We start from the raw sequence: 17663 nt of genomic DNA on the forward strand, positions 1-17663 counted from the left end.
GCGCTGGTGCGCGGCGACGACCTGACCGCCGTACCCGCCGTGCGCGACTGGCTCGCGCACGCCACCCCGCGTCCGGCCGGCGCGGCCGAGGATCCGGAGGTCGCCGAGGGCGTGCAGGCCCACGTCCTGACCCAGCTGCTGCGGCTGCGCTCGTACCCGTGTGTCGAGCGCAGGCTCGCGGCGGGGCAGCTGGAGCTGCACGCCTGGTACTACGAGGTGCACACCGGCACCGTACGGACGCACCGCCCGCAGACCGACACCTTCGAGTCCCTGTGAGCGCGCCGATGACCAGCAAGAACCTGATATCCCGGTTCCCTCACCTGCGGCAGGACTTCGCCGCCTCCCTCGTCGTCTTCCTGGTCGCGCTGCCGCTGTGCGTGGGGGTGGCCGTCGCCTCCGGGGTCCCGGCCGAACTGGGCCTGGTCACCGGCATCGTGGGCGGCCTGGTCACCGGGCTGATGCGCGGCAGCAGCCTGCAGGTGTCGGGTCCGGCGGCCGGCATGACCGTGCTCGTCTACGAGGCGGTCAAGGAGTTCGGCCTGCCGGCGCTCGGCGTGATCGTGCTCGCCGGCGGACTGATCCAGGTGGGCATGGGCCTGCTCGGGCTGGGCCGCTACTTCCGCGCCATCTCGGTCTCCGTCGTCGAGGGCATGCTGGCCGGCATCGGACTCGTGCTCGTCGCCGGGCAGTTGTACCCGGCGCTGGCGGCCAAGGCCCCCGACTCGGGCCTTGACAAGATCGCCGGGCTGCCCGGGGCGTTCTGGGGCGCCCTCGGCAACGGCACGGCGCTGGCCTCGCTCGCGGTGTGCGCGGGCACGGTCGCCGTACTGCTGCTGTGGAAGCACGTCCCGGCCAAGGTGCGTACGCTGCCCGGTCCGCTGGCCGCGGTCGGCCTCGCCACGGTGGCCGCCTTCGCGCTGGACCTGCCGGTCGCCACGGTCGAGGTGCAGGGCCTGCTGGGCTCGGTCCAGCCGCCGCCGCTCAGCGCGTTCGGCGGGCTTGCGGGCATCGGGATGCTCGGCACGGTCGTCGCCTTCACGCTGATCGCGTCCGCCGAGTCGCTGTTCAGCGCGGCGGCCGTGGACCGGCTGCACTCCGGGCCGCGCACCGATTACGACAGGGAACTGGTCGCCCAAGGCACCGGCAACACGGTGTGCGGGCTGCTGGGCGCACTGCCGATGACCGCGGTGATCGTGCGCAGCGCGGCCAACGTCCAGGCGGGCGCCCGTACGAAGGCCTCCCGTGTCCTGCACGGCGTGTGGCTGCTGCTGTTCGCCGCGCTGCTGCCCGCCGTGCTCGCCTACCTCCCGATCCCGGCGCTCGCGGGCATCCTGGTCCACTCCGGCGCCAAGCTGGTCCCGCTCCGGGCGTTGGCCGTGCTGTGGCGCGAGCACCGGGGCGAGGCGCTGATCCTGTCCGTCACGGCGGTCTCGATCGTGGCGGTCAGCATGTTCGAGGGCGTGCTGATCGGTCTCGCGCTGGCCGTGGTCAAGACCGCCTGGGAGGCCTCGCACATCAAGCTGGAGGTCATGGACAAGGGCGCGGGCCCGGTCGACGCGCATCTGTCCGGCAACGCGACCTTCCTGCGGCTGCCGAAGATCCTGGACGGCCTGGAGTCGCTGCCCCAGGACCGCCCGGTCCGCCTCGACCTGTCCGGCCTGCACCACCTGGACCACGCCTGCCGTACGGCCCTGAAGAACTGGGCGGAACGGCACAGCGCGGCTGGGACGGAACCGGTGAAACTGACGGTGCCGGTGGGCTGAGGTGGTCTGAGGCGGCCGTACCAGGGGGCACCGCTCCCTGGTACGGCAGAACTGGCATATCGTTACAGCAGCGGACAAAGCAGGCCTCACGAACTGGAGGTCATCATGGTCCAGGAACTGCTGGGAGCGATCGCCGCGGCGGGCAGCGCCGGTCTGGTGTACCTGGCGATGGCGGCCCGGGTCGTCAAGCAGTACGAACGGGGCGTGCTGTTCCGGCTCGGGCGCGTCGCGGACGACGTACGGTCGCCGGGCCTGAACCTGATCATCCCGTTCGTGGACCGGCTGCAGAAGGTCAACATGCAGATCGTCACGATGCCGATCCCCGCCCAGGAGGGCATCACCCGCGACAACGTCACCGTCCGCGTGGACGCGGTCGTCTACTTCCGGGTGGTCGACGCCGAGAGCGCGCTGGTGAAGGTGGAGGACTACAAGTTCGCGGTCTCGCAGATGGCCCAGACGTCCCTGCGGTCGATCATCGGCAAGAGCGACCTGGACGATCTGCTCTCCAACCGCGAGAAGCTCAACCAGGGCCTGGAGCTGATGATCGACAGCCCGGCCGTCGGCTGGGGCGTCCAGGTCGACCGGGTGGAGATCAAGGACGTGTCGCTGCCGGACACGATGAAGCGGTCCATGGCACGCCAGGCCGAGGCCGACCGGGAGCGCCGCGCCCGGATCATCAACGCGGACGCCGAGTACCAGGCCTCCAAGAAGCTGGCCGAGGCCGCCCAGCAGATGGCCGACACACCCGCCGCGCTCCAGCTGCGGCTGCTGCAGACGGTGATGGCGGTGTCGGCCGAGAAGAACTCCACACTGGTCCTGCCCATCCCGGTGGAGCTGCTGCACTTCCTGGAGCGGGGCAACCGGCAACCGCTCGCGTCGAACAGTGACGGGGAGCCCCGCTCCGGCTAGCGTGCCGCCCATGCGCAGGAGCTGGGTGATCGCCGTGGCCGCGACGGCCCTCGTAACGGGCTGCGGGCGCGGCGGCCGGCCGACCGCCGCGCCCTCCCTCGACGCCCCCCGCAAGCTGACGGTGACCAGTGCGGCCTACACCGACGACGGCACCGTCCCCGGCCGGTACACCTGCGACGGCGCGGACGTCTCGCCTGCGCTGGCCTTCACCGCCGTACCCACGGACACGGCCGCGCTGGCCCTGCTCCTGCGGGACCCCGACGCCCCCCGGGGCCCGTTCACGCACTGGCTGGTGTGGGACATCGGCCCGCACACCCGGCAGCTGTCCGCCGGTGAGCGTCCGCCGGGGGCGACCGAAGGCCGTAACGACTTCGGGAAGACCGGGTACGGCGGCCCCTGCCCGCCGCGCGGAGACCACCCGCACCACTACGTCCTGACGGTCTACGCCCTCGATCACCGGCTCTCCCTGCCCCCGGACGCATCCGCCGCCGACCTGCTGCGCGCCCTGTCCGGCCACACGCTGGCGACGGGGACACTGACGGGGCGCTACTCCCGTTGATCACCGCGCGGGGCGCCACGGCTGGCGGAACCGGCAGGGTCGGGCGCACCATGCCGTGGTGAAGGAAAGCGCGAAGGATCTCAGGGAGTTGTTGCGCCTTCCGCCCGGTGAGCCGGTTGTGCTTGCCGGGCATGACGCGCGGGCCACTCCCGGCGCCCCGGGCGGGAAGCGGGCCGGGCGCGCCGACAGTGCTCGTCTGGGCAAGCGCCTGGCGAACCTTCAGGAACGGCTGTGGGCGGCGGCCACGGCGGGGGACCGGCGGCGGGTGCTGCTGGTGCTCCAGGGCATGGACACCAGCGGCAAGGGCGGGACGGTCAAGCACGTCATCGGCCATCTCAACCCGTCGGGCTGCCGGATCCAGGCGTTCAAGGCGCCCACCGAGGAGGAACGGCAGCACGACTTCCTGTGGCGGGTGCGCCGGGCCCTGCCCCGGCCGGGCGAGATCGGCATCTTCGACCGCTCGCACTACGAGGACGTCCTCATCGCCCGTGTACGGCATCTGGCCCGGCCCGCCGAGATCGGCAGCCGCTACGGCCTCATCAACGACTTCGAGCGCTCCCTCGCCGAGGACGGCGTGACCGTGATCAAGTGCTTCCTGCACGTGTCCTACGACGAGCAGCGACGCCGGCTGCTGCGCCGCCTGGACCGCCCGGAAAAGCACTGGAAGTTCGATCCCGGCGACATCGACGAGCGCACCCTGTGGCCCGCCTACCAGGAGGCGTACGAACTGGCCCTGGAGCGCTGCGCGGCGCCGTACGCGCCCTGGTTCCTGGTGCCGGCGGACCGCAAGTGGTACCGGAACTGGGCGATCAGCCGCCTGCTGCTGGAGCACCTGCGGGAGATCGACCCGCACTATCCGAAGGGCGACTTCGACGTGGCGGAATGCCGGGAGCGGCTACTGAAGGGCTAGATCCAGAAATACCGGCGCGTCGCTGCCGATTTTGGGCTATTTTCACATAATCTCCGTGACTGTAAGAGGTCGCCCCGTTGCAGACCGCATCCACACTCACGTCATGGAGATGACATGCACAGACTTCGCAGGGCTGCCGTGCTCGTCGCGGCCCTCAGCACCGTCGGGCTCGTCACCGCCGGCACGGCCTACGCCGACGAGCACGAACACGGTGACGACCACGACAAGGGGGGGTGGCACGTCATGCAGAGCTCCAACTGCAAGGACCACGACCTGAACGTCGACGTGCTCGGCGAGGTCGGCATCCTCAACGGCCTGCTGGGCAACGCGCTCAACGGCGAGGGCGACCCGGGCGCGCAGGCGACCCACATCGGCTCGACCATGGGCTGCAGCAACAAGGCCTGACACCGGTCCGGCTCAGAACTCCCTGACGGCGGGAAGCGGCAGCGGGCCGGACATCCGGTGGGCCGGTCCGCCGCCCACCGCCGACAGGGACGGGCGTGGTGACCTCACGCGCAGGTGCGTGTGGGGCCACCACGCCCTCACTCGCTTCGGGAGCGATCACTGAAGACGCCGCGCGTGGGTACCCGGCGGCCATGCAGGAGCAGCGGCACGTCACCGACTCGTACTGGCTCCGGACCGCACCGGCGCCGCCCCGTCCCGCGCTGGCCGAGGACCTGGACGTCGACGTGGCCGTCGTCGGCGCGGGCATCGCCGGGCTGAGCAGTGCCCACGAGCTGACCCGGGCCGGGCTGCGGGTGGCGGTGCTGGAGGCCGGGCGGGCGGCGGCCGGGGTCACCGGCTACACCACCGCCAAGCTGACGGCTCAGCACACCCTCGTCTACGACCGGCTGCGGCGCACCCGCGGCCCCGAGGGAGCCCGGCTGTACGCCCGCTCCCAGTCCGAGGCGATCGAGCACGCGGCGGGGCTGGTGGCCGAGTTGGGCATCGCCTGCGAGTGGGAGACCCGGGACGCGTACACGTATGTGCGGGACCGGGCGCGCGTGGACGAGGTGCGGGCGGAGGCGCATGCGGCGCGCGAGGCGGGGCTGCCGGCCGCGTTCACCACGGAGACCGGGCTGCCGTTCCCGGTGGCGGGCGCGGTCCGGGTGACCGGGCAGGCGCAGTTCCACCCGGTCAGATACCTGCGGGCGATCATCGACGACCTGGTCGCGCGCGGTGGCCGGCTGTACGAGGGGACACGGGTCGTCGGCCTGCAGGAGGGCGGCGAGCCCTGCCGTCTGACGACCGAGTCGGGGCACACGGTCACCGCCCGCGACGTGGTGATCGCCACCCACTACCCGGTGTTCGACCGGGCGCTGCTGTTCGCCCGGCTCTCCCCGCGCCGCGAGCTGGTCGTGGCGGGTCCGCTGGGCGCGGGCCCGGATCCGGAGGGCATGTACATCACGCCGGAGGAGAACACCCGCTCGGTGCGGACCGCGCCGTACGGCACCGACGGGCAGCGGCTGCTCGTCGTCACCGGGGAGCACTTCACACCCGGCACCGGCGATGTGCGGGCCGGCTTCGAGGGGCTCGCCGCCTGGGCCGAGGAACACTTCCCCGGGGTGGCCCTGGACCACGCCTGGGCGACCCAGGACAACGACTCCACCGACACCGTGCCGCTGGTCGGCCCCTTCCACCCGGGCGCCCGGCACACCTGGGTCGCCACCGGCTTCGGCGGCTGGGGGCTGAGCGGCGGGATCATGGCCGGGCTGCTGCTGACCGCGCTGATCACCGGCCGGGACTGCGCCTGGCGCGAGTTGTACGACCCGCGGCGGCTGAAGTCGGTGGTGCGCGAGGCGCCGTCGCTGCTGAAGACACAGGCGGAGGTGGCCCGGCACTTCATCGGCGACCGCCTGAAACCGCCGGCCTCGGTGGACGACCTGGCACCCGGCGACGGGGCGGTGGTCCGCGGGGACGGCGGCCGGCTCGCGGTGCACCGGGACGAGGAGGGCGCGCTGCACGCGGTCTCGGCCCGCTGTACCCACCTCGGCTGTCTGGTCTCCTTCAACCGGGCCGAACGCGCCTGGGAATGCCCCTGCCACGGTTCCCGCTTCGCCGTCGACGGCACGGTGCTGCAGGGCCCGGCGGTCCGACCGCTGGAGCAGCGGGACCTCTGAGGCCGCGCCGGCTCCTGCCGCGCCGGAGTCTCCCGCCGCACGGGGGCCGTATCACCCCACTGCAGGACAAATAATCACACAAGTCGTCAGTTAGTCATATTTTCATATCGTGATCCCACAACTACGCCGTATCACCACCGTCTGTGCCCTGGGCGCGGCTCTCGCCGCCTGCGGTACCGCGGACCCGGCGGGCAGCGCCCGCCGGGTCCCGGCCGACTCCCCCGTCCCCGCCTCCCCGTCCGCCTCACGTCCGCCCGTGCTGACCCCGGGCCCCGGCGGGCTGACCCCGGTCTTCGAACACGGCCCTCGCACCCTGGGCAAGACCGTGGCGCTGACCTTCGACGCCGACATGACCGCCGACGAGGGGCCGCGCGCGGCGGCCGGCGAGCACTTCGACAACCCGGATCTCATCGGCACCCTGCGCACGCTGAAGGTGCCGGCGACGATCTTCATGACCGGCCGGTGGGCCGACGAGTACCCGACCGAGGCCCGCAGCCTCGGCCACGACCCGCAGTTCGAGGTCGCCAACCACTCCTACAGCCACTACGCGTTCACCAGCGACTGCTACGGCCTGCCCACCGTCGACGCCGGCACGATGCGCTCGGAGGTGGAGCGGGCGTACGCCTCCCTGCACAAGGCGGGCGTGCCGCACGCGCTGCCGTACTTCCGCTTCCCCGGCGGCTGTTACGACCAGCAGGCGCTGCGCGCGCTGAGCGGGCTCGGGGTGACCGCGGTGCAGTGGGACGTGGTGAGCGGAGACGCGTTCGCCACCGACGCCGACGCCGTCGCCCGGCAGGTGCTGGACGGGGTGAAACCCGGCTCGGTGGTCGTCATGCACTGCACCCGCAGCGCCGCCCCGACCACCGAACGGGCCGTGCGCGCGGTCGTACCGGAACTGCGCAGGCGCGGATACCGGTTCGTGAAGGTCTCCGAGCTGATCGGCGAGACGTCCGGCCATCGGTGACCGTCCTGGGCTGGAGGCATGAGCGACGAGGACTACTGCACGATCGTCGATGCCGCCAAGCCGCCCCAGGCCGACGACCCGCCGTATGCCGGGTGTGTGCTGTGCCGGGTGCTCCCGCGGCCGGACGAACCGTCAGGTCCGTCCGCCGCGACCGGCGCCTCGCCGAGGCCCCGGGTCAGGGGCGACGGGGCGCGGCCGTGTCGCCCGAGGTCGTCTCGGTTGTGGTGTAGAGGATCTCGCGGGCCTGCTCCGCGGCGCGGGTGACGCTCTCGTTGATGAAGTCGAGGAAGCGGGCGACGTTCTCCAGGCGGGTGGCCGCGGGGGTGTGGGGGCCGAGGACGGTGACGCCCTGCCGTGCGGTTTCGACGAGCTGGTCGTTGGATCGGGCGCTGCGGATCATCGACTGGTACCAGAGGTCGTCGTCGACGATGTAGCGCTCGCGGCGGCGTTCGTCGCGTTCCCGGCGGACGAGGTCCAGGTTCTCGAGGAACGTGATCGCTTTGGAGACGGACGCCGGGCTGACCTTCAGGCGCTGGGCGAGTTCGGAGGCGGTGAGGCTGCCCTCGTCGGTCATATAGAGGCAGCCCAGTACCCGGGCCGTCATCTTGGGCAGGCCCGACACCATGAGAACGGTGGTGAGCCTCTCCTGGTACTCGGCCACGGCCTCGGCGTCGCGTCCGTGGGGCTGGGGGACTGACTCCGGCCCCCGGGAGGAGGCGGGCCTGCGCCGGTGAGCGCGGCGTTCGGTGGCGCGATGGGCCAGATCGGCGCGGTAGGCGGTGGGGCCGCCGTTGCGCATCACCTCGCGCGTGACCGTAGAGGTCGGACGTTCCAGGCGTCGGGCGATCTCCGCGTAGGCGAGGCCGTCGGCCAGCCCCAGCGCGATCTGCTGGCGTTCCTGCTGGGTGAGCCTGCCTCCCGGCATCGGCAACTCCTCGGTGGTCCTTCGTGGTGCTCCCTGAGCCCCACTATAGCGTTCACTTTCGATCCATTGCAACGAAAGGCCGGTCTTCGTTGCGTTACCTTCAGGGCCGTTGCAACACTTTAACCGCTGTGACCTGCGCAGATACTTATTTTGCGCAACGAATGTGTTGCCATGGATTGGAAGGCAACGTAGCTTTTCCGGTGTCAGAAACAACGAAGCGAACACCGGAGAGCATGATGCAGAAGTTCGACACCCCCGCCCCGATCTCCGCCGTCCTGCACGTCCCCGCCGGACGCGTCCAGTTCATCGCCGCCGAGCGCACCGACACCACCGTCGAGATCCAGCCCGCCAACCCCGCCAAGCGGCGCGACGTCCAAACCGCCGAACAGACCGGTGTCACCTACGCCGACGGCGTCCTGCGGATCAACACCGCCGAGCCCAAGAACCAGCTCTTCGGCCCCTCCGGCGCCATCGAGGTCACCATCAAGCTGCCCGCCGGCTCCCGCGTCGAGGCCACCACCGCCGGCTGCGAACTCCGCGGCGTCGGCCGCCTCGGCGACGTCGTCTTCGAAGGCGCCTACCGCCAGATCAAGGTCGACGAGACCGCGAGCCTGCGCCTCACCGCGGTCGACGGCGACATCGAGGTCGGCCGCCTGGGCGGCCCCGCCCAGATCAGCACCGCACGCGGCGACATCCGCATCACCGAAGCCATACGCGGTACCGTCGAGCTGCGCACCCAGTCCGGCGACATCACCATCGGCGCCGCCACCGGCGTCTCCGCCGCCCTGGACGCCGGCACCAGCTACGGCCGCATCACCAACACCCTCAAGAACGACGGCACCACCGCACTCGACATCCGCGCCACCACCTCCCACGGCGACATCACCGCGCGCAGCCTCTGAAGGGACGCGACCGTGGGGCGGTGACCGCATGTCAGACGCAGGCCACCGCCCCTTAGGGTTGGCCGGTGTGAGCCAGAATCTGCCGTCCCCCGGAGTCAGTCCCTTCCAGGCCGAGCGCAATCCCCGTGACGAGGCGCCGCAGTTCGTGCTGCCGCTCGTGGTGCGGATCGAGCGGAGTGCGCCGCCTGCTCGTACCGATGCGCTGGAGACGGCCGCCCGGGCGGTGCTCGAACTGCTCGGGGACGAGCGGGCCCGCGGCGACGGGGAGTGGGCCGAGGCCGTGCGGAACTGGGAGGACGCGCGGATCCGCAAGGTCGTCCGGCGGGCCCGGGGCGCCGAGTGGCGGCGGGCCGAGTCGCTGCCCGGGATCACGGTGGCCGGCAAGTCCGCGGAGGTACGCGTCTTCCCGCCGATCCCGCTCGACGGCTGGCCCAAGGACCTGGCGAAGCTCCAGGTGTCCGGCACCGAACTGGAGGACCCCGAGCCGCCCACCGGGTCCGATCCGGCGCAGCCCGTGCTGTGGCTGAACCCGGAGCTGGAGATGTCGGCCGGGAAGGCGATGGCCCAGGCCGGGCACGGCGCCCAGCTGGCCTGGTGGGCGCTGCCCGACGCGGAGCGCACCGCCTGGCGGGACGCGGGTTTCGCGCTGGCCGTCCGTGCGGCGGACCCCGCCGACTGGCCCCGGCTGACCGGCAGCGGGCTGCCGGTGGTCAGGGATGCCGGCTTCACGGAGATCGCCCCGGGCAGCTGCACGGTCGTCGCCGACCATCCCGCGCTGCGCTAGCCAGGGCCGCTCTCCGGGCCCCGGACGGCGCGGGGCCGAACCTCAAATATTGCTCTGAACCCGGTGCGCAGGAGGTTCGGGGCCGGCCACCGGGGCCATACCCCCGTCATTCGCAGGAGGGGTGGAACCATGCGGCGACTGGGTACGGGGATCGGCTGGCGGCCGGAGATAGCGGACGCCGTGGAGCGTATGCCGGGCATCGACTGGGTGGAGGTCGTGGCGGAGAACGTCTGCCCGGGCCACCTGCCCGCATCACTGCTGCGGCTGCGTGAGCGCGGGGTGACCGTGATCCCGCACGGCGTCTCCCTCGGCCTGGGCGGCGCCGACCGCCCCGACAAGGGCCGGCTGACGGCACTCGCCGAGCGGGCGCAGGCGCTGGGCGCGCCGCTGGTCACCGAGCACATCGCGTTCGTCCGCGCGGGCGGCCCGCTCACCGCCTCGCCGCGCCTGGAGGCCGGGCACCTGCTGCCGGTGCCGCGCACCAGGGACGCCCTGGACGTACTCTGCGAGAACGTGCGCATCGCCCAGGACGCCCTTCCGGTGCCGCTGGCCCTGGAGAACATCGCCGCGCTGTTCTCCTGGCCGGGCGAGGAGCTGACCGAGGGGCAGTTCCTGTCGGAGCTGGTCGAGCGCACCGGCGTACGGCTCCTGATCGACGTGGCCAACCTGCACACCAACCACGTCAACCGCGGCGAGGACCCCGCCGAGGCGCTGGGCGCGCTGCCCGTGGAGGCGATCGCCTACGTCCATGTCGCGGGCGGCTTCGAGCGTGACGGCGTCTGGCACGACAGCCACGCGCACCCCGTACCGCGCCCGGTGCTCGACATCCTCACCGACCTCGCCTCCCGCACCGTCCCGCCCGGTGTCCTGCTGGAACGGGACGAGAACTTTCCGGAACCGTCCGAGCTGGAGCGTGAGGTGGCCGCGGTCCGGGAGGCGGTCACGGCCGGGCGCGGGCGTGCGCGCGGGGCCGCGGAGACAGCCGCCGGCACCGGCGCCGGCTCGGCGCGTGGGAGTGTCGCGGTTCTGACTCGACCGGCGGTCGGTGCGCGGGAGGACGTCGGCGGGCGGGAGGGCATCGGGGCGCGGGAGGACGTCGGCGGGCGGGAGGACGTCGGCGGGCGGGTCGGTGCGCGGGAGCGGGTCGGGGTCGCCCAGGCCGCCGTGCTGTCCTCGCTGGTGGCCGGGACGCCGGTGCCGGAGGGGTTCGACCGGGTGCGGATGGGGGTGCAGGCGCGGGCGCTCGGGGCGAAGCGGGCTGATGTGGTGGCGAAGGTTGCGCCCGAGCTGCCGGTGATTCTCGGTGACGGGTACCGGGGGGCGTTCCTGGAGTATGCGCGGGTGCGGCCGATGAGTGAGGGATACCGGCGGGACGCGCTGGACTTCGCCGGACATGTGCTGGAGGCCGGGCGGCCACAGGACGCGGGGGCCCGGCGGGCGCTGCGGGAGTGGTGGCTGGACCGGGCGGGGCCGGCGCCGAGGGCCGCCGGGCGGGTGGCCCGGGTGGCACGGAGGGTGCTGCAGCGGCACGGGGGCTGAGCGGGAGGTGGGGTCGCTCACCGGCACCGGCCAGGTGCAGTTCCCCGGGGGCGCGCAGACCTGCGCGACCAGCCACGACGCACCCGTGGTCGCCGACGCACCGTGGCCCCACCGCGACAGCCGAAGCCCCGCAGAGAACCCGCGTAATATGCCAAGCCGCACCACCCCCTGCTCATTCGCGTACGGTGCGCTACAGGAGGCGCCATGCGACCCCGACCCCCGGTCAAGGGCCGAGGCATATTCAACGGCACCGGACTCGTCATCACGGCCCTCGCGGCGACCGCGGTGGCGCTGCTGTACCCGCTCTGGTCGTACGCCGACCGCCAGGGCACGGTCGGCGCGAACGTGCTGAGCGCGCAGACCGTCACCACCCCGTACGGCCCCCTGTCCGCGCAGGACCGGGACTTCGTCACCAAGGTCCGGCTGGCGGGACTCTGGGAACTGCCCGCCGGCGAGCTGGCGGAACAGAAGGGGACCACGGCCGCCGTGCGCACCGCGGGCCAGCACCTCGTCGACGGCCACACCTCGCTGGACGCGCATGTGCGCACCGTCGCCACCCAGCTCGGCGTACCGCTGCCGAACGAGCCGAACGACCAGCAGAAGCAGTGGCTCGCCACCCTGGGGGCGGCGCAGGGGGAGGACTTCGACCGCCGGTTCGCCGCCGTCCTGCGGCTCGCCCACGGCCGGGTGTTCGCGCTGGTGGCCCAGGTACGGGCCGGCACCCAGAACTCCCTGGTCCGTGATCTCGCCGACGACGCCAACGCGACCGTCCTGGACCACATCAAGGTCCTGGAGGCGACGGGATACGTCGACTTCGCGGCGCTCGCGCGGGACCTGGCGGCCTCGCCCACCCCCGTGCCGTCCCCGCCCGCCGTCGCCCCGAGCGCCGCCGTGCCGGTCCTGCCCTCGCCGGGCGAGTCGTACTCCCTGCCGCCCGCCGCCGCCAGCCCGCCGCCCGCGACGGCCGGCCCCTGACCCGGGCCCGAAACGGAACGTCACATACCGCTAACACTGTGTGCGGATATGGAAACGGGGCATGGTGTTCACCCAGGCCTCTGGCATAGAAACACATCATGTTCTGGGTCCTTCTCCTGCTTGTGGCCTGCGCTTTCGCCGGTACGGCGTGCACCCGGCTGTGCCTGGCCGCCCTCCGCGCCGCGGCCCTGGACACGGATGCCGCCGCACCGGACCGGGAGCACGGTCTGACCCTGTACGAGGCCGCCTTTCTCTCCGGCGGTCCGGCCCGGGTCGCCGATGTGACCCTGGTCTCCATGGCCCGACAGCGGCGCCTGCTCCTCGCGCACACCGGCTGGGCCACGGTGGTGGACCCGCGGGGGCGCGACGAGATCGAGCAGTCCGTCATAGGGGCCATAGGGCCTGAGGGGCAGTCACGGATCGCGCCCGTGCGGGCACGGGCGGCCGGTGCCGAGGCGGTGCGGCGGCTCGCCGACCGGCTGGTACGCGCCGGTCTCGCCGTCCCCGACGGCGCCGGTACGACCGTGGGCGCCGCCGTCCGCCAGGTGCGCGCCGCCGCGCTGGCCGCCGCGGCGCTCGGCCTGACCGCGCTGCTGCTGCCCCTCCCGACCGGGACGCCGCGGCTGCTGGTCGGTCTGTGGTTCGCCCTGCCCCTCACACTGGCCCTGAGCTGCCTGGCCATCGCCCGGTTCGAAGTGCATCCGTACCCGCGCTGGGCCTCCCCGGCCGGGCAGCGGCTGCTGAGCACGCTCGTCCGCAGGCCGGCTGGTGACGAGCGGTCGTTCCTCACCTCGGTCGCCCTGCGCGGGATCCGCGCGATCGGCGAGCCGGAGCTGCGCGCCGCGTTCACCCACCGCGACCAGCCCTGGCGGGAGTGACAGCGCTACGGGGGCGCATAGGGGCATTGACGCCGACACCGGCCCGGTGGTGCTTGCCTTCGTCCATGGCCGACCGAAATATCCCTTCTGTTGTCGCCGGGCCGTGGCAGCCATGCCATCGCCGCCGTTGCACCGAAGGGATATGCGATGAGAGCTGCCGCCCTGTACTCGGCTGCAGGGACCCTGCTCCTGACCACCCTGGCCGCGGCCCCGGCAGGCAGCGCGCCCGCCGCCGGAGCGGCCCCCGGTGCCCCCGGCGCGGCCGAACTGCGCGGCACCGAGGCGGCCGTGGCCCGCGCCGGGGCGTCCGGCATCGCCTTCGGCGCGTGCTCCCCCGCGGACGTGCCGCACGCGCCGAAGAACGTGCGGTGCGGCACGGTGACCGTCCCGCTCGACTACGCCCACCCGAACGGCAAGCAGATCACCCTGACCGTCAGCCGGGCCCTGGCGACCCAGAAGGACCCGCACAACAGCAAGCGGAAGGTGCCCCGGCAGGGCGCCCTCGTCTACAACCCGGGCGGCCCCGGCGCGTCCAGCATGCACTTCCCGCTGGTCGGCACGGCCCCGGAGTGGAAGCGGATCGCCGCCGCCTACGACCTGGTCGGCTACGCCCCGCGCGGCGTGGGCCGTTCGGCGCCGCTCTCCTGCGAGGACCCGAAGCACTTCTTCAAGGCGCCCACCGCGTCGCCGGCGCACCCGTCGGAGGCGTACAAGCGCGAGCGGATCGCCGAGGCGAAGGCCTACGCGCGCGGCTGCGCCGAGCGCTCCGGGGACAAGCTGCGCCACTACACCTCCCTGAACAACGCCCGGGACCTGGACGTGCTGCGGGCCGCGCTGGGCGAGAACCGGCTGACCTTCCTCGGGGCGTCGTACGGCACCTATTTCGGTGCGCTGTACGCGACGCTGTTCCCCGCGCACGTACGGCGCATGGTGCTGGACTCGGCGGTGAACCCGGACCCGGCCAAGGTCTGGTACCGGAACAACCTCGACCAGTCGGCCGCGTTCGAGGGGCGCTGGGCGGACTTCCGGGACTGGATCGCCCGCCACGACGACGTCTACAAGCTCGGTGACACCGCCGGGAAGGTCCAGCACAGCTACGACACCGCGCGGGAGCGGCTGGCCGCCAGGGCGGCCGGCGGGAAGGTCGGTCCCGGCCAGCTGCAGAGCGCGTTCCTGCGGGCCGGGTACTACGACGACTTCTGGCCGAGCCAGGCCCAGGCCCTGTCGGCGTATCTGCACGGTGACCCGAAGCCGCTGGTGCGGCTGGCGGCGCCGGACCTGAAGACGGCCGCGGAGGCGGAGAACGGCAACGCGGTCTACACGGCCGTGGAGTGCAACGACGCGCCGTGGCCGACGGACTGGAAGGTGTGGGACCGGGACAACACCCGGCTCGCCCGGGTGGCGCCCTTCGAGACCTGGGACAACGCGTGGATGAACCTGCCGTGCGCCTTCTGGCCGGCGCCCCGCCAGGAGCCGCTGGATGTGCGGACCGGGCTGGGTGAGCTGCCGCCGGTGCTGATCCTGGCGGCCGAGCGGGATGCGGCGGCGCCGTATCCGGGTGCGCTGGAGATGAACCGGCGGCTGGCCGACTCGGTGCTGGTGACCGAGCGGGACGCGGGCACGCACGGCATCGGGGGCGGCGCCAACCAGTGTGTCAACGCGTATCTCGACGCCTACCTGCTGGAGGGGCGGGTGCCCGGGCGGCGCGCGTCGTGCGCGCCGCACCGGTTGCCTCCGGCGGTCGGGCCGGCAAAGGAGTCCCAGCGGAGCTCTCTTCCCCGGGGCCGGCGCTAGGGGCCTGCCGGGGTGCCGCCGTCGGCCGTCGGGCGGCTTTGGGGCGCTGCCCCTCGGGGCGCCGTCAGGCCAGGCCCGCCACCAGGTCCGCGATGTCCTTGCGGCGGCCCGTGTAGAACGGGATCTCCTCGCGGACGTGCCTGCGGGCCTCGGAGGCGCGCAGGTGGCGCATGAGGTCGACGATGCGGTACAGCTCGTCGGCCTCGAAGGCCAGGACCCACTCGTAGTCGCCGAGGGAGAAGGAGGCGACCGTGTTGGCGCGCACGTCGGGGTAGCCGCGGGCCATCTTGCCGTGGTCGGCGAGCATGCGGCGGCGGTCCTCGTCGGGCAGCAGATACCAGTCGTAGGAGCGCACGAACGGGTAGACGCTCACGTAGTTGCGGGGCGTCTCGTCGGCGAGGAACGCCGGGATGTGCGAGCGGTTGAACTCGGCCGGGCGGTGCAGCGCCATGTTGGACCACACGGGCTCGAGCGCGCGGCCGAGCTTGGTGCGGCGGAAGAGGTTGTACGCCTCCTGCAGTTGGTCGCTGGTCTCGGCGTGCCACCAGATCATGAGGTCGGCGTCGGCGCGCAGGCCGGAGACGTCGTAGGTGCCGCGGATCGTCACGTCCTTGGCGGTGAGCTGGTCGAACAGCTCCTGGACCTCGTCGGCGTAACCGGCGCGGTCCTGAGGCAGCACGTCCTTCAGCTTGAAGACCGACCACAGGGTGTAGCGGATGACCTCGTTGAGGTCCTTGGCCAGCTTGCCCTTGTTCGGGATCCTGCCGGACTCGGTGGTGGGGGCGTCGTCACTCATGGTCCCTATTCTCCCGCTCCGCCGTGGAGGCTCTGCACCGGGTTGGCCGTGAGCTCCCGGATTCCGCTCAGGTCACCCCCCAGCTGATCCACCGCCGCGTACGCGCTCGCGATGCACGCCGGGATGCCCACGCCGTCGTACTGCGCGCCGCACACCGCGAGGCCCGGCAGCTCGGCGACGTGCTCGCGGATACGGGCCACGCGCGCGTGATGCCCGACCGGGTACTGCGGCAGTCCGTCGGTCCAGCGGGTGACCCGGGTCTGAAGGGGTACGGCGTCCAGGCCGGTGGCCTCCCGCAGGTCGTGCCGGGACACCTCGGCCAGGGCGGCGTCGTCGGCCTGGAGGATCTCCGTCTCGCCGAACCGCCCGACGGACGTGCGCAGGACGACCACGTCGGGTTCCTCCTCGGCGATCCAGCCCCACTTCTGCGAGGCGAAGGTCGAGGCCTTGATGGTGCGTCCGTCGACGGGCGGCACGAGGAAGCCGCTGCCCTCGGGGAGTTTCAGGTCCGCGCGCCGGTAGGCGAGGGTGACCAGGGCCATCGAGGCGTACTCGACGGCGGCGAGTTCGGTCGCCGCGGCCGGGGCCTCGGCTCGCAGGAGGCCGGCGGCCGCGCTCGCGGGGACGGCGACGACGACCGCGTCCGCGTTCAGCACGCGGTCACCGGCGACGACGCGCCACGCCGTCTCCCCGGGTGCCTCCGCTCCCCCGCTCTCGGGGCCCGGTTCCGCCGTCCCGCCCCGGCGCAGCTCGCGCACCGGCGTCCCGGTGAGGATCTCTCCCCCGCGCGCCCGCACCGACTCGCAGACCGCGAGCGGGAGGCTGCCCACCCCACCCTCGATGCCCATGAACACCGGCCCGGTCTGCTGGGCGGCGGCGGCCTTCGCCTGGATGTCGCGGACGGCCTCCGTGAGGGAGGCGTGTGCGCGGGCGGCCTGGAAGAGCTGCGGGACGGCCGAGCGCATCGAGATGCGGTACGCATCGCCCGCGTACACCCCGCCGAGCAGGGGCTCGACCAGGCGGTCGACGACCTCGCGGCCGAGCCGGGCAGCCACGTACTCCCCCACGGCCACGTCGTCGCCGAGCTCGGTGCGCGGCAGGTCGGCCTCGCGCCCGATGCGGGCGAGACCCTCGTCGGACAGCACCCCGGAGAGCGCGGCGGCGGTGCCGGGCACGCCCATGACATGGCCCTTGGGCATGGGGCGCAGGGCGCCGCGGGTCCAGATCGAGGCGCTGGCGGTGGCCGGGGGCTGGAGCCGGCCGGCGAGGCCCACCTCCCGCGCCAGGGCCACCGCCTCGGGGCGGCGGGCGAGCATCGACTCGGCGCCCAGGTCGACCCGCACACCCGCGATCTCGCCCGCCAGCAGCTTGCCGCCGACCCGGCCGGAGGCCTCCAGCACCGTCACGCGCATGCCGCGCCCGAGCAGCCGGTGGGCGGCGGCCAGCCCGGCGATACCGGCTCCGATGACGACGACATGCCCCGTACGCGTACCCGTTCCCCTCATGCCCCCACTCTCTCAGACCCCACTGACACTGCGGCCGGAGCCCGAGGTCCTCCGCACCGGGCCGCTGTCCGAACGTTCCGGGGCGTCCGGCGGTCGTAGGGGCCCGGCCACCACGTTCCGCATGACCCCTACGCCCCACCAGGGCCCTGGCGGGGATCCGAGGACGTCACCGGCCAGGTCGTGGACGTGGACAGCCGCGTCGAGTCGCAGCGGGCCGGCGTGGACCGGGTCCGGGCGCTGATGGTCCGGGCGGCCAGGCCGGGCGATGTCGCCGTGCTGGAGGGCGAGTTGAGGAGTGGCGAGGCCGGCCTGGAGGCGCCGGTGCCGCAGCCCTCGCCGG

General features: G+C 72.9%; 17 protein-coding genes and 1 pseudogene. 15 read left to right on the forward strand and 3 right to left on the reverse strand.

The window, feature by feature from the left end:
• From ABZ624_RS35115 to ABZ624_RS35150, 8 genes are all read left to right on the forward strand, one after another.
• On the forward strand, window positions 1–276 hold a 276-nt coding region (locus ABZ624_RS35115), incomplete at its 5' end, for a carbonic anhydrase (protein WP_360098358.1).
• An 8-nt stretch (window positions 277–284) separates the two neighbouring features.
• Window positions 285–1763: a SulP family inorganic anion transporter gene (locus tag ABZ624_RS35120; RefSeq protein ID WP_360098360.1), complete on the forward strand. Its 1479-nt coding sequence runs from the start codon at window positions 285–287 to the stop codon at window positions 1761–1763.
• Between the two features lie 105 nt (window positions 1764–1868).
• Window positions 1869–2672: a slipin family protein gene (locus tag ABZ624_RS35125; protein WP_360098362.1), complete on the forward strand. Its 804-nt coding sequence runs from the start codon at window positions 1869–1871 to the stop codon at window positions 2670–2672.
• A 10-nt stretch (window positions 2673–2682) separates the two neighbouring features.
• A complete protein-coding gene (locus ABZ624_RS35130; RefSeq protein ID WP_360098364.1) occupies window positions 2683–3231 on the forward strand; it encodes a YbhB/YbcL family Raf kinase inhibitor-like protein in 549 nt (182 codons plus the stop codon).
• 55 nt (window positions 3232–3286) lie between these two features.
• On the forward strand, window positions 3287–4141 hold the full coding sequence (locus ABZ624_RS35135) for a PPK2 family polyphosphate kinase (protein WP_360098367.1): 855 nt from the start codon (window positions 3287–3289) through the stop codon (window positions 4139–4141).
• Window positions 4142–4255: 114 nt separating this feature from the next.
• On the forward strand, window positions 4256–4546 hold the full coding sequence (locus ABZ624_RS35140; RefSeq protein WP_360098369.1) for a hypothetical protein: 291 nt from the start codon (window positions 4256–4258) through the stop codon (window positions 4544–4546).
• Window positions 4547–4737: 191 nt separating this feature from the next.
• A complete protein-coding gene (locus ABZ624_RS35145) occupies window positions 4738–6261 on the forward strand; it encodes an FAD-dependent oxidoreductase (RefSeq protein ID WP_360098371.1) in 1524 nt (507 codons plus the stop codon).
• Between the two features lie 109 nt (window positions 6262–6370).
• Window positions 6371–7225 carry a polysaccharide deacetylase family protein gene (locus ABZ624_RS35150; protein WP_360098373.1) on the forward strand — a complete coding sequence of 285 codons (855 nt, stop codon included), beginning with the start codon at window positions 6371–6373 and terminating at the stop codon, window positions 7223–7225.
• Window positions 7226–7400: 175 nt separating this feature from the next.
• Here ABZ624_RS35150 and ABZ624_RS35155 read toward each other — a convergent pair whose 3' ends face one another.
• On the reverse strand, window positions 7401–8150 hold the full coding sequence (locus tag ABZ624_RS35155) for a helix-turn-helix domain-containing protein (RefSeq protein WP_360098375.1): 750 nt from the start codon (window positions 8148–8150) through the stop codon (window positions 7401–7403).
• 236 nt (window positions 8151–8386) lie between these two features.
• Here ABZ624_RS35155 and ABZ624_RS35160 point away from each other — a divergent pair, with 236 nt between their 5' ends.
• The 6 genes from ABZ624_RS35160 (at window position 8387) to ABZ624_RS35185 (ending at window position 15022) form a co-directional block, all read left to right on the forward strand.
• Complete coding sequence (locus tag ABZ624_RS35160) at window positions 8387–9052, forward strand: DUF4097 family beta strand repeat-containing protein (protein WP_360098441.1); 666 nt, start codon at window positions 8387–8389, stop codon at window positions 9050–9052.
• A gap of 67 nt (window positions 9053–9119) precedes the next feature.
• A complete protein-coding gene (locus ABZ624_RS35165; protein WP_360098377.1) occupies window positions 9120–9836 on the forward strand; it encodes an aminoacyl-tRNA hydrolase in 717 nt (238 codons plus the stop codon).
• A 129-nt stretch (window positions 9837–9965) separates the two neighbouring features.
• On the forward strand, window positions 9966–11375 hold the full coding sequence (locus tag ABZ624_RS35170) for a DUF692 domain-containing protein (protein WP_360098379.1): 1410 nt from the start codon (window positions 9966–9968) through the stop codon (window positions 11373–11375).
• Window positions 11376–11579: 204 nt separating this feature from the next.
• Window positions 11580–12350 carry a DUF4142 domain-containing protein gene (locus ABZ624_RS35175; RefSeq protein WP_360098381.1) on the forward strand — a complete coding sequence of 257 codons (771 nt, stop codon included), beginning with the start codon at window positions 11580–11582 and terminating at the stop codon, window positions 12348–12350.
• A 98-nt stretch (window positions 12351–12448) separates the two neighbouring features.
• Window positions 12449–13228 (forward strand): TIGR04222 domain-containing membrane protein, encoded by a 780-nt coding sequence (locus ABZ624_RS35180; RefSeq protein ID WP_360098383.1) that lies wholly within the window; start codon window positions 12449–12451, stop codon window positions 13226–13228.
• 147 nt (window positions 13229–13375) lie between these two features.
• Window positions 13376–15022: an alpha/beta hydrolase gene (locus tag ABZ624_RS35185; RefSeq protein WP_360098385.1), complete on the forward strand. Its 1647-nt coding sequence runs from the start codon at window positions 13376–13378 to the stop codon at window positions 15020–15022.
• 64 nt (window positions 15023–15086) lie between these two features.
• Here ABZ624_RS35185 and hemQ read toward each other — a convergent pair whose 3' ends face one another.
• Both hemQ and hemG read right to left on the reverse strand, forming a co-directional pair.
• Window positions 15087–15818, reverse strand: a complete 732-nt coding sequence (gene hemQ, locus ABZ624_RS35190) for a hydrogen peroxide-dependent heme synthase (protein ID WP_360098387.1) — start codon at window positions 15816–15818, stop codon at window positions 15087–15089.
• A gap of 5 nt (window positions 15819–15823) precedes the next feature.
• Window positions 15824–17323 (reverse strand): protoporphyrinogen oxidase, encoded by a 1500-nt coding sequence (gene hemG, locus ABZ624_RS35195; protein ID WP_360098389.1) that lies wholly within the window; start codon window positions 17321–17323, stop codon window positions 15824–15826.
• Window positions 17324–17482: 159 nt separating this feature from the next.
• Here hemG and ABZ624_RS35200 point away from each other — a divergent pair.
• Window positions 17483–17641 (forward strand): annotated as a pseudogene (locus ABZ624_RS35200) (DUF4349 domain-containing protein); the annotation flags it as partial.
• Between the last annotated feature and the right edge of the window lie 22 nt (window positions 17642–17663).

It is taken from the genome of Streptomyces sp. NPDC007205, assembly GCF_040634095.1.
GTDB lineage: Bacteria > Actinomycetota > Actinomycetes > Streptomycetales > Streptomycetaceae > Streptomyces.

Excerpts from the sequence above, each read along its gene's own strand:
- ABZ624_RS35120 (WP_360098360.1), top strand. The coding sequence starts at position 285 with ATGACCAGCAAGAACCTGATATCCCGGTTCCCTCACCTGCGGCAGGAC.
- ABZ624_RS35125 (WP_360098362.1), top strand. The coding sequence starts at position 1,869 with ATGGTCCAGGAACTGCTGGGAGCGATCGCCGCGGCGGGCAGCGCCGGT.
- ABZ624_RS35130 (WP_360098364.1), top strand. The coding sequence starts at position 2,683 with ATGCGCAGGAGCTGGGTGATCGCCGTGGCCGCGACGGCCCTCGTAACG.
- ABZ624_RS35140 (WP_360098369.1), top strand. The coding sequence starts at position 4,256 with ATGCACAGACTTCGCAGGGCTGCCGTGCTCGTCGCGGCCCTCAGCACC.
- ABZ624_RS35145 (WP_360098371.1), top strand. The coding sequence starts at position 4,738 with ATGCAGGAGCAGCGGCACGTCACCGACTCGTACTGGCTCCGGACCGCA.
- ABZ624_RS35155 (WP_360098375.1), bottom strand. The coding sequence starts at position 8,150 with ATGCCGGGAGGCAGGCTCACCCAGCAGGAACGCCAGCAGATCGCGCTG.
- ABZ624_RS35160 (WP_360098441.1), top strand. The coding sequence starts at position 8,387 with ATGCAGAAGTTCGACACCCCCGCCCCGATCTCCGCCGTCCTGCACGTC.
- ABZ624_RS35170 (WP_360098379.1), top strand. The coding sequence starts at position 9,966 with ATGCGGCGACTGGGTACGGGGATCGGCTGGCGGCCGGAGATAGCGGAC.
- ABZ624_RS35175 (WP_360098381.1), top strand. The coding sequence starts at position 11,580 with ATGCGACCCCGACCCCCGGTCAAGGGCCGAGGCATATTCAACGGCACC.
- ABZ624_RS35180 (WP_360098383.1), top strand. The coding sequence starts at position 12,449 with ATGTTCTGGGTCCTTCTCCTGCTTGTGGCCTGCGCTTTCGCCGGTACG.
- ABZ624_RS35185 (WP_360098385.1), top strand. The coding sequence starts at position 13,376 with ATGAGAGCTGCCGCCCTGTACTCGGCTGCAGGGACCCTGCTCCTGACC.
- hemQ (WP_360098387.1), bottom strand. The coding sequence starts at position 15,818 with ATGAGTGACGACGCCCCCACCACCGAGTCCGGCAGGATCCCGAACAAG.
- hemG (WP_360098389.1), bottom strand. The coding sequence starts at position 17,323 with ATGAGGGGAACGGGTACGCGTACGGGGCATGTCGTCGTCATCGGAGCC.